The organism is Enterococcus sp. 10F3_DIV0382 (assembly GCF_002140245.1).
GTDB lineage: Bacteria > Bacillota > Bacilli > Lactobacillales > Enterococcaceae > Enterococcus_B > Enterococcus_B lactis.
Genome location: NZ_NGMF01000002.1, coordinates 48,941 through 61,945, shown reverse-complemented (window position 1 = coordinate 61,945; position 13,005 = coordinate 48,941). Strand labels below are relative to the sequence as shown.

At 38.7% G+C, this 13,005-nt stretch carries 14 protein-coding genes; 3 read left to right on the top strand and 11 right to left on the bottom strand.

What is annotated here, in order from left to right; genetic code table 11:
* Window position 1: 1 nt before the first annotated feature.
* The 3 genes from A5849_RS10860 to A5849_RS10850 form a co-directional block, all read right to left on the bottom strand.
* Entirely contained in the window at window positions 2-661 is a 660-nt protein-coding gene (locus tag A5849_RS10860; RefSeq protein ID WP_002309989.1) for a histidine phosphatase family protein, read from the bottom strand.
* 48 nt (window positions 662-709) lie between these two features.
* Window positions 710-1,213 (bottom strand): tRNA (uridine(34)/cytosine(34)/5-carboxymethylaminomethyluridine(34)-2'-O)-methyltransferase TrmL, encoded by a 504-nt coding sequence (gene trmL / locus A5849_RS10855; protein WP_002320545.1) that lies wholly within the window; start codon window positions 1,211-1,213, stop codon window positions 710-712.
* Window positions 1,214-1,433: 220 nt separating this feature from the next.
* Complete coding sequence (locus A5849_RS10850; RefSeq protein WP_002309987.1) at window positions 1,434-2,300, bottom strand: methyltransferase domain-containing protein; 867 nt, start codon at window positions 2,298-2,300, stop codon at window positions 1,434-1,436.
* A gap of 108 nt (window positions 2,301-2,408) precedes the next feature.
* On the opposite strand from A5849_RS10850, the gene A5849_RS10845 reads away from it, so the two are divergent.
* Window positions 2,409-3,050, top strand: coding sequence for a copper homeostasis protein CutC (locus tag A5849_RS10845; RefSeq protein WP_002309986.1), 642 nt, complete (start codon window positions 2,409-2,411; stop codon window positions 3,048-3,050).
* Between the two features lie 59 nt (window positions 3,051-3,109).
* Here A5849_RS10845 and mgtE read toward each other — a convergent pair whose 3' ends face one another.
* From mgtE to A5849_RS10825, 4 genes are read right to left on the bottom strand one after another with little or no spacing between them, the layout of a single operon-like run.
* Window positions 3,110-4,471: a magnesium transporter gene (mgtE, locus tag A5849_RS10840; protein WP_002309985.1), complete on the bottom strand. Its 1,362-nt coding sequence runs from the start codon at window positions 4,469-4,471 to the stop codon at window positions 3,110-3,112.
* A gap of 17 nt (window positions 4,472-4,488) precedes the next feature.
* Window positions 4,489-5,388: an RluA family pseudouridine synthase gene (locus tag A5849_RS10835; RefSeq protein ID WP_002335218.1), complete on the bottom strand. Its 900-nt coding sequence runs from the start codon at window positions 5,386-5,388 to the stop codon at window positions 4,489-4,491.
* A gap of 1 nt (window position 5,389) precedes the next feature.
* A complete protein-coding gene (locus A5849_RS10830) occupies window positions 5,390-6,187 on the bottom strand; it encodes an NAD kinase (RefSeq protein WP_002309983.1) in 798 nt (265 codons plus the stop codon).
* A complete protein-coding gene (locus A5849_RS10825; protein WP_086310099.1) occupies window positions 6,162-6,869 on the bottom strand; it encodes a GTP pyrophosphokinase family protein in 708 nt (235 codons plus the stop codon). Before A5849_RS10825 ends, A5849_RS10830 begins: the two co-directional genes overlap by 26 nt.
* Window positions 6,870-6,999: 130 nt before the next feature.
* On the opposite strand from A5849_RS10825, the gene A5849_RS10820 reads away from it, so the two are divergent.
* Complete coding sequence (locus tag A5849_RS10820; RefSeq protein WP_002314142.1) at window positions 7,000-7,575, top strand: CYTH domain-containing protein; 576 nt, start codon at window positions 7,000-7,002, stop codon at window positions 7,573-7,575.
* A 117-nt stretch (window positions 7,576-7,692) separates the two neighbouring features.
* Window positions 7,693-8,370 carry a ClpXP adapter SpxH family protein gene (locus A5849_RS10815; protein ID WP_002309978.1) on the top strand — a complete coding sequence of 226 codons (678 nt, stop codon included), beginning with the start codon at window positions 7,693-7,695 and terminating at the stop codon, window positions 8,368-8,370.
* 71 nt (window positions 8,371-8,441) lie between these two features.
* On the opposite strand, the gene pepF is transcribed toward A5849_RS10815, so the two are convergent.
* From pepF to spxA, 4 genes are all read right to left on the bottom strand, one after another.
* Entirely contained in the window at window positions 8,442-10,250 is a 1,809-nt protein-coding gene (gene pepF / locus A5849_RS10810; protein ID WP_002309974.1) for an oligoendopeptidase F, read from the bottom strand.
* A gap of 179 nt (window positions 10,251-10,429) precedes the next feature.
* A complete protein-coding gene (locus A5849_RS10805) occupies window positions 10,430-11,428 on the bottom strand; it encodes a competence protein CoiA (RefSeq protein WP_002335219.1) in 999 nt (332 codons plus the stop codon).
* Between the two features lie 97 nt (window positions 11,429-11,525).
* Window positions 11,526-12,179, bottom strand: a complete 654-nt coding sequence (locus tag A5849_RS10800; RefSeq protein WP_002309970.1) for an adaptor protein MecA — start codon at window positions 12,177-12,179, stop codon at window positions 11,526-11,528.
* Window positions 12,180-12,509: 330 nt separating this feature from the next.
* Entirely contained in the window at window positions 12,510-12,908 is a 399-nt protein-coding gene (gene spxA / locus A5849_RS10795) for a transcriptional regulator SpxA (protein ID WP_002296384.1), read from the bottom strand.
* Window positions 12,909-13,005 lie beyond the last annotated feature (97 nt).

The window sequence follows — 13,005 nt, the reverse complement described above, 5'->3', positions numbered from 1 at the left end:
TCTATAGTAAAGGTTCTGGTGCTGTTTCAGTTCCTAAAAAATCTGTTTGGTTCCATACTTTCAGTTTATACGGCAATAATTTGCAAGGCTCTTCAGTCTCTAAAATCGTCAGGCTGCTATTGAACAAACCGCCCATTTCCCGCAACTCACTTAGCTCTTTCCCTGTCATCCATTGAATGGCAGCAGTTAATGAGGCCCCATGACCTACGAATAAAAGAGGTCCGTTTTTATGTTGAGCAACCGCATCCGCTACAACAGTTTCAATACGTGTGATTGCTGATTCAATCGTTTCTCCATGAAAAGGAGAAGGATCATATAGATCTAAGTGATTACGCAAATTCGGCAAATTCTCTGGGTATTTCTGATACATTTCATCGATTGATTGTCCTTCTAAAGTACCTAGCCCTAGTTCTCGCAGTTTATCTGTATAGAAAATCTCTACCGGACTAGCAAGCTCTTTGTTGATACCTTCTGCTGTATCGCATGCTCGTTTTGCTGTACTGGAATAAATTGCTTTAAAAGGAACATATTTTACTTTTTTCCCAAATGCTTTGATTTCTTCGTAACTTTGAGGCAAAAGCGGAGAATCGCCATTGCTCCCTTGAAAACGTCTTTCCTGATTCCATTGTGTCTTCCCATGTCGGGTAAAATATAGTTCCATACGCAGCAAACTCCTGTCTTTCTTTTATTTTACTCTATAATAAACTGTCTAATCCAGCTTGTCATTTTCATAATGGTGCGTTAATTCTAAATTAGGGAATCCTTGCTGACGAAGTGCTTCGTACACAATCATTGCAGCTGTATTCGATAAATTCAATGAACGAACATGCTCATCATTCATAGGGATGCGCAAACACTTTTCCTCGTTTTCGCGCATAAACGCTTCTGGCAAGCCAGTTGTTTCCTTTCCAAATAAAAAGAAGTGCTCTTCTCCATCAGCAAAATTTTCTTCACTGTATACCTTATGAGCAAATTTTGAGATCAAGTGTAGTTTACGATCACCTAAAAATGTTAAAAAAGCTTCTAAATCACTGTGATAAGTAATATTTACATCGTTCCAATAATCTAACCCTGCTCGTTTCAGGTGTTTGTCATCCGTTGAAAAACCTAGGGGCTCAATTAAATGAAGCGGCGTATTCGTGGCCGCACACGTACGGGCAATATTTCCGGTGTTTGCAGGTATTAACGGTTCGAATAAAACGATATGATTCATCAGGATCATTCCTCTCATATTTATGTTCGTTTCTATTTTCTGACAATTTGATTTTTGCATAAAAAAAAACGTATCAACTCGGTGTCAGTCACTGCGAGTCGTTACGTTAGTGAAGCTCTTCTCACTAACTTTTATCAGAACAGGAACCTGATAAAAACCAATGAAAAAACAACTTGTTGCTACTATAACACCCTCAACTTACTTTTGCAACCTCTACTCTTTAAAAACTACTAGAAAACCGTTTTCTCTTAGTTCCTTTTAATAATTCTATGTCAATTGTAATCTTTTTCAAAGGATTCTTGTACAAGTCTGCTTTGATTTCCTCCTCGACTTGCCACTCTAAGGGCGACATTGCTAAAAGATCTTTTCGATTTTCTTCTGGTATCTCAAATTCATAAGTCACACGCTGACGTTCAGTTAGTTTCATCGATTCAGTAAACTTTGCGACTACACGATCATTAGAATAACTTTGCTTTTCAGGTTGATTCGGATAAAAAGCCTGACGCAGTTCTTTTAAATAATTTTCTTGCGGCACTACCTTCAGCACCTCTCCATCTTCTGACAGTACACGTTGGAATTCTTGGTAATGAGAAGGCGAAAAGATATTTAAGATCGTGTTAAATGTCTGATCAGCAAATGGCAAATTGGTCAAATCCGCTACACACCAAAATGCCTCGACAGATTGTTCCGTAGCTGCATAGACCCCTTCTTTTGAAATATCAAATCCAACAGCAGTTTGAATCTTTTTCAATTTTGAAAGTTCATTCAAGAAGCTTCCTTCTCCACAGCCGACATCTAATAGCGAGATTTCATTAGGCAGATACTGTGCGATAGTCTCAATAACGGGCTGATACATGCCTGATTGGATCATTCTACGCCTTGGAACGAACATTTCTTGATCATATTCTGTTTTAACCGCGTGGGATAAAAAGTAAAGTGTTCCTTTTTTGGACAGATCAAAACGATGATTATTTTTGCATATCAAGCCATTATCAGACTTTTCTACCTCTTCTTGGCAAACTGGACAGCGGAACAGCTGATGTTTTTCTGCCAAAAACTGGCGTCCTCGGTCAATTTTTTTTAACATAGTTCCCCCTCATTTCTGTTTTATCTTACCGTTAGATGCTCACTTTGGCAACTGGTAAAAATATGATACAATGCCTAGAAGAAAGCGAAAGACAAAGGAGAAGATCAGATGATCAAAGAATTTTGTGCTGAAAACTACACATCTATTCCTCTGGCAATTGCCAGAGGAGCTAACCGAATCGAATTATGTGACAACTTAGCGGTCGGCGGAACGACCCCAAGTACTGGTGTGATCGAAGAAACATTAAGTTACGCAGGGGAAAAAAATATCCCTGTAATGACGATTATCCGTCCTAGAGGGGGCGATTTTGTCTATAACGATATCGAATTGAAAATTATGCATACTGATTTGATTGAAGCAAAGAAACTAGGGACGGATGGCGTAGTTTTTGGTTGTCTTACTCCCTCAGGATGGCTAGACGAAGAAGCATTGGAACTATTGATCGAAACCGCAGAAGGCGTACAGATCACCTTCCATATGGCTTTTGACAGTATTCCTGAAGAACGGCAATTTGAAGCAATCGATTGGCTAGCAGCGCACGGTGTTGACCGTATCTTAACGCATGGCGGCCCTGCTGATCAAACGATTGAAGAACATTTCCCACGGCTCAAAGAATTGATTGACTATGCAGATGGCCGTTTGATCATTTTGCCCGGTGGTGGCGTAACAGCAGCGAATGCAGCACATGTAGCTAAAGAATTAAACGTGAGTGAAGTCCACGGAACTAAAATCGTTGAACTTCAGCCATAATCTTATAAACAAAAAACATTGGCAACAAGTATACTGCTTGTTGCCAATGTTTTTGCTTTTTACATAAAATACCCCATAAATAAAGAGGCAATATTGAAATAAATCAGTACACTTGTCAAATCACTCAAGGTCGTGATAAATGGACCGCTTGCTACCGCTGGATCAAATCCTAGACGATCCATCAGCATCGGAATCAAACTACCTGCAAGATTCGCCACTGTTATCGCAAACAACATGGCCATCCCTATCACAAATCCTAAGATAAAATTATGTTTCCAAAAGCCCACAATCAGAAAAATCGTCATCCCTGTAACAGCTCCTGTTACGACGCCGGTCAAGACTTCAGCCAAAACAAGTCGGACAAACCCGTGATCTTTGTCATCAGAGATTGCAAGTCGACGGACAGCCACAGCCAGCGACTGGGTTCCAGCATTACCAGCTGTTCCTGTGATCAGCGAAATGAAGACCGCTAAAATGCTCGCTTCACTTACCAAGTCTTCATAATGACTGATCAAAGAAGCAGTAGACATACCTAAAAACAACAGAGTGATTAGCCAAGGCAAACGTCGAGATGCTGCCTTTACTGGATTTTCATTGATTTCTTCCACATTGACCCCGGCAAGTCCTGAATAATCGCTGGCAGCTTCATCATCAATAACGTCAATGATGTCATCAACTGTGACGATTCCCAACAAATGATCATCATAATCGGTAACAGGAAGAGCTAAGAAGTCATAATCCCTGAATGTTTGTGCCACATCTTCTTGGTCGTCGCCTACATGAACTGAAAGCACCCGCTCGCTCATCAGATCAGAAATCATAGCATCATCATCATTCACGATTAGGTCGCGTAGAGAAATAACCCCCACTAGTTGACCTTCTTGATTAACGACATAGATGTAATAGATTGTTTCAGCAACATCTGCTTCATTCTTCAGCACATACATCGCAGAGCGAACGGTTTGATTTGCTACGATCGAAACAAATTCAGTAGTCATGATTGCACCAGCTGTTTCGTCTTCGTAATGGAGCAATTCCTTGATTTCACTGGCATCGTCTGCAGACATCAAACTTAAATATTTAGCAATTTGCTTTTTATCTAACGTATTAAGCAAATCGACAGCATTATCTGTATACATCTCAGAAAGCATATCTGCTGCATAGCTAGGACGCATCTCATCCAGATATTCTTTCATATGTTCGTTGTCTTCTTCAATCACATCGAACATATCCGCTAATTCTTTAGGCGACAGATAGGAATAGATCAGCTGCCTGTTCTCTTCTGTAAGAGATTGGTAGAATTGCCCCTGCTCATAGATATGCATCTCTAAAAAACTGTTTCTGAATGCCTGAATATTATTTTCCCTTAAATCTTGAGTCAACTGGGCAAATCTTTCCTCTAATTCTTGATTTTCATCCAAACCAATCTCACCTCGCCTTATTCTTCAAACCGTCTCACAACTGCCTCCATGTCTGCGGCTAAAGGCTGCTTGAACTCTAGCAGCTCTTCTGTAAATGGGTGGTAAAAACGCAGATCATAACAATGAAGGGCTTGTCTTTTTATTCCCAGATCCATTCGTCCGCTATACATATCATCACCGAGCAGTGCACAGCCAATGGCGGAAAAATGAACTCTTATTTGATGTGTCCTTCCTGTATGCAGCTGGATATCAACTAACGCGATTTCTGTTAGTCGCTTCTCTATCCAGTACTCCGTCTGTGCAGAACGTCCTTCATCAGAGACCATTCGCTTCAGTAGCGAAGAATAATCTCGGGCAATCGGCAAATCGATATGACCATGTGCCGATAAATTTGAAAGCATCCCACTGACTAATGCCTGATATTTTTTTACAAACTTCTTTTCACGAAGTTGCGTGTCTAATTTTGCGTGCGCAAACCCATGCTTGGCAAAAAGCATCAAGCCAGACGTATCACGGTCTAGTCGTGTAACTACATGGATTACTTGGTTTTCGTACCCTTGTTTTTTGTAATAAGCCTTTACACGATTAGCCATTGTCCCATTTGGATGGTATTGGGCAGGAATGGACGAAACGCCTGCTGGTTTGTTTACTACCAGAACATGTTCATCTTCATACACGATATCGATCGGCGTTTCGTCCAAAAGTACGGTTTCATGTTCTCCTTCAGCAGGAATCACAATGGTTACCTTATCATCCTTGGCTAGAGAAAACAAGACATTTTCTACTTGATCATTGACTTTGATTTGACCGCCTTGAAATTTTATTTTCGCTAACAGACCTTTTGAGATCCCTTTTTCTTTTAAAAAATATTTTACCTGCTGAGAATGATCTTTCTCATAATCCCATGTAAACTGCATATTAATCCTCACCAATAAAGGCATCTTTCACGCGATGCCAAAAATGCATATGTCGATAAGAAGCAAAATGGATCCGTTCTTCTGCTATTCGATAATAAATAGAACGGATATCGGCTTTTGCGACATTCAATTGATCAACCGTTACAAGATAATCTTCTGTATTTTCCAATTTTATTTCTAACCACTCATCATGGGCAATCACGATTGGAGAACCCAAAGTACGAAACACTCGATTATTCAGCGAAGCAATCTCAGCCAATTGAAAGGCATTGATACTAGGATGGATCACTGCACCGCCGACACTTTTATTATAGGCAGTCGAACCAGTGGGTGTAGAAATCGTCAATCCATCTCCTCTGAAACTTTCAAACAATTCATTTTTAATGTATACATCGGCTACCATCGTACGATTGGCCCGTTTAATCGTTGATTCATTTAGTGCTAAAAAATGCTGATCAGGCGTTTCATCCAAATAACTGATCCGAACATCCAGCAAGGGATAGCTGACACTTTGTTCCAGATTTGTTCGCAAGCTGTCTACTAGTTCTTCCAGCTCGTAATCTCGCCAATCAGTATAAAACCCTAAATGACCTGTATGCACGCCTAAGAAACGCACATCATTCAGACAATGACTGTAGTGATGAAATGCCGATAATAATGTGCCATCTCCACCAATTGAGATGACCAACTCTGGTTCATGATCATCTCTCTGGATCCCAGCTTGTTCTAATAGTGTGTTCAAGCGCTCAGCCACTTCTATAGTCTTTGCTTCTTTATTGTGAACGATCGCTACTTTCATCCCCTGCCTCCTCTCTTTCGCTTTCTTTCTTCAAAAGCGTTCGATAGTAGACATCATCTGATTTTCCTCTTCCATGGGAGAACAATCGCTGTGCTTCTTGGATTTCTTCACGGATACTGGACATCTCTTCATCCAGTTGATACGCAGCTTCTGCCGCACGCTGAAGTCGTTCGCTCATTTCTTCTGGAAAAACGCCTTGATATTTATAATTCAGCGAATGCTCGATCGTTGCCCAGAAATTCATCGCAAGGGTCCGTATTTGGATTTCCGCCAAAATTTTCTTCTCACCACTGATCAGCTGTACAGGATACTCGATCACCAGATGATACGAACGGTAGCCGCTTGCTTTCTTATTAGTGATGTAATCCCGTTCTTGAAGAACTTTCATGTCTTTTCTTTTACGGATAATCTCAACAACTTGATGGATATCTTCTACAAACTGACACATGATCCTTAAGCCGGCAATATCAGACATTTCTTCTTCTAAGCGTCCCATTGGAATATGACGTAACTGTGACTTTGTTACGATACTGTCAACTGGTTTGACTCTCCCAGTGACAAATTCAATTGGAACATGACGATTTTGTTCACGAAACTGTTTACGGATTCCCCGCAGTTTCACTTTCAATTCTGATACAGTTTGTTCATATGGTGCTAAAAATGCTTTCCAATCTCGTTCCATAGCTGATACCTCTACTTCATTAACATTCATTGTTTATTCTACCATATATGCAAAGTTTTTTCGTACTCTTGAGTTATGCATTGACCAAAAAAAGAAAATTAGGCAAAATAGACAAAAAGGAGTCGATCAAATGACGCAAATGCTTGAAATCGAATATAAATCTATGCTGACAAAGCAAGAGTACGAGATATTCATCGCTCACTATCAATTAACAGATAATGATTTCCGTGTACAGACTAATATTTACTTCGATACCGTTGATGAACAGCTGAAGAAACAAAATTGTGGCCTACGAATCCGTTTCGTTGGTCATCAAGCTGAATATACATTAAAAACACCTGCTGAGGAAGGTCGTCTCGAAACGACGGATACCTTTGTAACAGAAGAAGCAGAAGCATTCATCTTTCAAAAACGTTTGCCTCGCTCAGGCGCAGTTTTTCAAAAACTTTCTGATTTGAATATCGATCCTGCTTCATTGATCCAAACAGGAAAGCTTACAACAAAACGGGCTGAGTTCCCCATTAAAGAAGGACTTTTAGCTATCGATGAAAGCTGGGGAGACAATCTTCACGATTTTGAACTAGAACTAGAGGTAGTGGATGCATCTGCGGGAAAAATTGCTTTTATAAATTTTTTAAAACGTTTTTCTTTGCCTTATCGTCCTGCTAAGAACAAGATTCAACGTATGCTTGAGGCTAAAAATTAGAAACCTTTCATTTTCACGAGGCACTTGAGTTCATTTTTTTACTTTTTTCTGTTAAGTTATAGGATGTGAAAGAATCTAGTCACTAGTTGTATAGAATCTATTTTGGGGGAGATTCATATGATCGAAATCTATTTATTTGTTAATCCTTTAGGGGAATATTGTTTCAAAATGGAGCAACAGTTATTACAATTTATTGAAGAAGAGTACGGAACACCATCAAAAGAAAAGATGCAATTTCGCTTTCTTCCTTTGGTCAATTTGCAGACAATTGGGGATGTCATGCAACAAAAAGGAATTTCTCAAAACAATCTTGAGAAACGCAACCACTTATTCTCAACGACTTATTCTGCCGCATTAGACTGCAAAGCGGCTCAATTCCAAGGAAAGAAAAAAGGCCGCCATTTTTTGATCAAACTGCAAGAAGCAGTCGGCTGCAATAACATACCATATTCTCATGCACTTGCTGAATCGATATTTGAAGAGATTGGCGGCGATTTGAATATGTTTAAAGAAGATCGGCAATCTGACTTTGTTAAAGAAGTATTCTTTTCCGATCAAAAAATTGCTCGAGAAATGGGCATCACGAAACATCCTTCCGCAGTCGTTTACAATTACGCTTGCGATCGTGATTTTGGTGTTTTAGTAGAAGTAGAAGGCACAAGCAGCCTTTGGAGAATCAAAGAGCTGTGTAAAACAACAGATAACTCGTATCAAGTTTTTAATGGTGAACATTTACATACAAATGATTCTCAGTTCCATTCACGAACTAGCCATTTACACTTGCTTTCTAATTAAAAAAATACGTCGACTCCCTTACAAGAGAGCCGACGTATTTTTTTCGTTTCTATTCGAAAAAATCAAAAATCTTATAAACGATCAATCAATTCTTCTAATTCGTTTAGTCGTTGTTCAAACATCGACATTGCATCTTCGATATACGCAGCCTGTGTCATATCTACTCCTGCTTTTTTCATCACTTCAACAGGATAATCACTGTTACCAGCTTTTAGATAAGCCAAATAGTTCTCTAGCGCATCTGGTTCCTGACTAAGTATTCTTTTCGCCAACGCTGAAGCAGCAGAAAAACCAGTCGAGTATTGGAAGACATAGTAATTATAGTAAAAATGCGGGATCCGTGACCATTCAAATTTGATTTCTGGGTCTTCTTCGACTGCCGGACCATAATATTTTGCATTCAATTTACCATAACTATCACTTAGATATTCACTAGTCAATGGCACACCTTTTTCATCTTCCGTATGCATGAAGTGCTCGAATTCAGCAAATTGTGTCTGGCGGAAAACTGTTCCTTTAAATCCATCCAAGTAATGGTTGAGCACATAAGCTCGGACGCGAGGGTCTTTTTCTGTTTCCAATAAATATTCTGTTAGGATATTTTCGTTCGTTGTCGAAGCTATTTCTGCTAAAAAGATGGAGTAGTCACCGTATACATAAGGTTGGCTCGATCGTGTGAAATAACTGTGGACACTATGTCCCATTTCGTGGACAAGCGTAAACAATTGATCCAATGTATCATGCCAATTCAATAAAATATATGGATTTGTGTCATAGCTTCCCGAAGAATAGGCACCACTTCGTTTTCCTTTATTTTCGACAACATCGATCCAACGTTCAGAGAATGCTTTTTCTACAATAGTCATGTACTCTTCGCCCATTGGCTTCAGTGCTTCCAAAGCTTTCTCTTTTGCTTCTTCATACGTAAAGGTGATTGGAGCTTCTCCTAAGACCGGTGTATAAAGATCGTACATGTGCAGTTTTTCCACTTCTAATAAACGTTTCCGTAATTCCATATATCGATGCAGCAAAGGCAAATGCTTGTTTACTACATCTACCAAAGTGTCGTATACACTTTCAGGAATGTGATTATTGCTCAAAGATGCTTCTCTGGCAGAGCTGTAATTACGAACTTTTGCTTTAAAATTATGTCCTTTTATATGCGTACTTAAAGTAGAAGCAAACGTATTTCTAAATTGCTCATAAACACTGTACAACCCTTTAAATGCGGCTTCGCGAACACTTCGATCCGTGCTTTCTAGCAACTGACCGTACACACCATGAGATAATTGGACTTTTTCACCATTCTCTCCTTCGATCGTTGGGAAAACTAAATCTGCATTATTCAAAACAGCAAATGTATCACTTGAAGCCTCAAAGATTTCTCCTGCTCCTGCAAGAAGCGATTCCTGATCGGCAGATAAAACATGGGCACGATTATCTACTATTTGCTGGATATAGTGACGATAGACTTCTAACTTCGGTTCTTCTTTGAAATATTGCCAAATCCGTTCATCTGATAACTGCAATATTTCTGGTTCAAACCAGGAAACAGCTTCACTAACCTTTGAAAACAAACTACTTGCTCTTGCATAAAGCGCTTGATATTCTGTATTCCCAGTATCTTGATCGTTTTTAAGGTGTGCATAGACATAAATGATTTCGGTTTGGCGATAAACACTCAACACAAATTCAATCGCATCAAGAAATTGAGAAGCGCCTTGATTAAGTGTTCCTTTATATTTTTCAGATTTTTTTAACTTTTCTGATAATTCTAGATATTTCTCATCAAATTCTTTGTCGCTTGAAAAGATCTTGGTCAAGTCCCAAGTTAAATTTTCAGGCAATTCTTCGCGTTTTGGCAACTGCTTTACTTCCATGAAATCCACTCCTTTTTATATCCTTTTGTCTCGGTCTTTCAAAATAGATCCTCGTCTCACATCCACATGTTACAGCGTCTGATTTTTCTACTAATCTATGTGTCTGCTTCTATCAATTTTAGCACAACTGAAACTTGTTTTACATAGAAAACCGGTTCCTGTTCTATTTTTTATACTTACTATATTTTCCAAGAGGATAAATGTGTGCATTCATCAAAAAATTGCCGATAGACCATCTCTTCCTCAATCATAGGGAAAAGCCACTCCCTTTTATATTCTTTTACTTGGCAAAACCATGAGCTAAAATCAGGTACTTTCTGTTGCTTTAAGGATTCTTCGTACAACATTCGATAAAGAAAAACCTGTTCTCGTAAATAAAAGAAAAACCGACTGTTTTGATAGATCCACGGTGATAGATACAAAAGGTGCTTGTGACGCAAGTAGCACTGTTCTTGTATGGATACTGTATTTTTTTGTTTGTAAATCAGCTGGCGCGCCAACCACTTCTTCCCATCCTCGCTTAACTTGTCTGTTTTCTTCATCTGATTTATTTTGATCTCATTATTAGTAAATATTTTTTTAAGATCATTACCAGAAAAAGTCCAGCAGCTACTGAAAAAAGAAATGTGACCTGATACAGTCTCTGTAATATGATGATATAAATAAAGTTTTTGGTTCTTAAGGTCAGCTTTCCAACAATGTACTCCCCTTTTTCTATTATAATAGCAGCAACTTTTTTCTATCAATGAAAATTGCCGTTGTCCAAGAAAAGAATGACCAAGTATCCACCATACTTGGTAACCGTTGTTCAAATAATTTTTGGTTCTTTCAAAAAATCTCTGATGAGACAACCTAGAACATTGGATTTCTAATGCTAGATTAGCCAATAAAATATCTGGTCTCTGCCTCAATCTTGGCAAATAAGCTTCCAAAAATACAGGTTCTGCTGACTGTCCCAGCCAATCCATGAAACATTCCTTTAACTGCAAGTGTTCTTCTGATTCCCCCTCACTAAAAACCGAACAGTTTTCGGTTTTTCGATGGGCAAAATGAGCACATTTTTTCTTTCCCTTTTTCAAAACCACTCTTTTCCGACAACTACGACAATAATACATTTTCTCTTTTTCTGCATATTTAGCAGAACAGCATTCATGATATTCATTCATCGCAAGCAGCATTTTTCTCCCTCTGAACTTATTTACGTCTAGCCATTTATTTACACGAAAAAGAGCCATATCGATATATGATCGATATGGCTCTTACTATAATAGTGATTTATACAAAATAAAATTTCGTACGCTCGATAGCATTACGCGCCATCAGACACTTTCCATATTCACTCAATGTTTCTGGTGTACGATCGCTCTTTTCTGCAAACTCCAAAATTCGAGCAATCTGATTCTCTACATCCGCTTGGTTGAGATTCTCCATCCAGAAATGAACGACTAGGTAATAACGCTCTTCAAATAAGTACAAATCAGTCCAAGCAGACTCTAGTTCAACGTCTGTTGCCAGCTGGATCACTTGCTCAAAATCTTCAAAAGCAAAAATTGCTTGTCTTTCCTGTTCTTCTAGGGCGCTTCCAGATAATTCTTCTTCCGGATCGCTACCAATAATTTGCTGACGGAGAAATTCGCTCACGTCTTCTGAATCAACAGCAGAATCTTCTGATTGAGAAATTTCTTCATCTGGCAGGTTTTTACTGATAAACAGTTCTAATCCGTCTCCTTTTGGCAAAACTTGGAAAGTGACAGCTTCGCTTCCTCGGAACTCCTCTTCGATATCAACTTCTTCCAGAATACTATAAAAGAAATTTTCGATTTCTTTGTGATTGCCAAGTAAATCCAAAAATGAAACGCCCCGTTCTTCTAAATCTTCATGACCTATCAGTACACGGATCGTATTTTCATTAATGTGTTCCATTTCCATTTTGCTACACCTCACTTTGCCGCAATGTTCAATATAGATTCATTGTAGCGAAATCAGCTTAAATGTAAAGAAAAAAAATCCCGCTGTTAAGTGAATTTAATAAAACCAGCAGATTTTTTCAATCGTTCAAGCTATCTTATTTAACTATAACATTTTTGGGAGATGAATACTATATAGCCGACTTTTTAGCTAATCAATCACTTCTGTTTTTCATACCATGACCACTCTCACACCCTTTTTTGTGCCCACAATAAAGAACGCTATTTATAAAAACAAAAAAACTTGGAAAAACTATCATCGTAATAGTTTTTCCAAGTTTCATTTTATCTTCTATAATCCAGCCATCAATTGTGCTTGACGCAATTCTAATTGTCGTACATCGCGCGGCAGGAATCGACGAATCTCATCTTCATTAAAACCAACTTGTAGACGTTTATCATCAATCATGATTGGACGGCGAAGCAATCCAGGATTGTTTTGCACAAGTTCCAATAGTTCTTGTAACGGCAGATCATCTAAATCCATGTTCAGTTTTTGGAATACTTTGGAACGTGTCGAGATGATTTCTTCTGTTCCGTCTTCTGTCATTTGTAAAATCGCTTTTAATTCAGAACTGTTCAATGGTTCTGAAAAAATATTACGTTCAACAAATGGAATCTGATGTTCTTGCAACCACGCACGAGCCTTTCTGCAGGAAGTACAACTTGGGGAAGTATATAATGTTAACAACGTGCACCACTCCTTTTCGTGATAAGAATCACTTTTTTGTAACAGAAGATCATAATAATCTCCCATCTGTTTCTATTATACATAATCAACTTTTAAA

Bases quoted from the DNA above. Each gene is read 5' to 3' on its own strand.
- A5849_RS10860 (WP_002309989.1), bottom strand. From the start codon at position 661: ATGGAACTATATTTTACCCGACATGGGAAGACACAATGGAATCAGGAA.
- trmL (WP_002320545.1), bottom strand. From the start codon at position 1,213: ATGAATCATATCGTTTTATTCGAACCGTTAATACCTGCAAACACCGGA.
- A5849_RS10850 (WP_002309987.1), bottom strand. From the start codon at position 2,300: ATGTTAAAAAAAATTGACCGAGGACGCCAGTTTTTGGCAGAAAAACAT.
- A5849_RS10845 (WP_002309986.1), top strand. From the start codon at position 2,409: ATGATCAAAGAATTTTGTGCTGAAAACTACACATCTATTCCTCTGGCA.
- A5849_RS10835 (WP_002335218.1), bottom strand. From the start codon at position 5,388: ATGCAGTTTACATGGGATTATGAGAAAGATCATTCTCAGCAGGTAAAA.
- A5849_RS10830 (WP_002309983.1), bottom strand. From the start codon at position 6,187: ATGAAAGTAGCGATCGTTCACAATAAAGAAGCAAAGACTATAGAAGTG.
- A5849_RS10825 (WP_086310099.1), bottom strand. From the start codon at position 6,869: ATGGAACGAGATTGGAAAGCATTTTTAGCACCATATGAACAAACTGTA.
- A5849_RS10820 (WP_002314142.1), top strand. From the start codon at position 7,000: ATGACGCAAATGCTTGAAATCGAATATAAATCTATGCTGACAAAGCAA.
- A5849_RS10815 (WP_002309978.1), top strand. From the start codon at position 7,693: ATGATCGAAATCTATTTATTTGTTAATCCTTTAGGGGAATATTGTTTC.
- pepF (WP_002309974.1), bottom strand. From the start codon at position 10,250: ATGGAAGTAAAGCAGTTGCCAAAACGCGAAGAATTGCCTGAAAATTTA.
- A5849_RS10805 (WP_002335219.1), bottom strand. From the start codon at position 11,428: ATGCTGCTTGCGATGAATGAATATCATGAATGCTGTTCTGCTAAATAT.
- A5849_RS10800 (WP_002309970.1), bottom strand. From the start codon at position 12,179: ATGGAAATGGAACACATTAATGAAAATACGATCCGTGTACTGATAGGT.